Genomic DNA, 490 nt, shown 5'->3' with positions numbered 1-490 from the left:
ACCGCGCGCTGACGCGGCTTGACCGATCGATGGCGATCTTGCGCAGTTTCACCGCGAATGCTGCGCATGAGCTGCGGACGCCACTGGCAATCATGCAATTGTCGCTCGACCAACTGCCAGCGGGAAAGGTGCGTGACGATTTGCAGACGGACACGCGACACATGACCCGGCTGGTCGAGCAAATGCTCGACCTGGCACAAGCGGACGCCCTCGCGAATGTTGGGCATGTACCCCTCGATCTGGCAGCTATCGGTCGGGACGTGGTAGCTACGATGGCACCCAAAACATTTGCCGCACACCGCGACCTACGGTTCGCCACTACCGGGGATACGCAGGCGATCGGTCATGCCGAGGCGATCTTTCGCATTTACCGCAACCTTGTCGATAACGCGCTCTAGCATGCGCCTGGCATTACCGCGATTGATGTTTCTGCCGGCCCCGGAGCTCAAATATGTGTGCGAGACTATGGTCACGGCATTGCCGACGAAGA

1 protein-coding gene is annotated in these 490 nt (G+C 59.8%); it reads left to right on the top strand.

The genetic code is table 11. The features are described from left to right. A partial coding sequence (locus AACY08_RS29040) for a sensor histidine kinase (RefSeq protein ID WP_339472525.1) occupies positions 1 to 398 on the top strand: 398 nt, incomplete at its 5' end. Positions 399 to 490 lie beyond the last annotated feature (92 nt).

This window comes from Pseudomonas sp. EL_65y_Pfl1_R83, assembly GCF_963970695.1.
GTDB classification, from domain to species: Bacteria; Pseudomonadota; Gammaproteobacteria; order Pseudomonadales; family Pseudomonadaceae; genus Aquipseudomonas; species Aquipseudomonas tritici.
The sequence above is the reverse complement of the archived record's forward strand: the minus strand, read 5'-3'. Positions and strand labels throughout refer to the sequence as shown.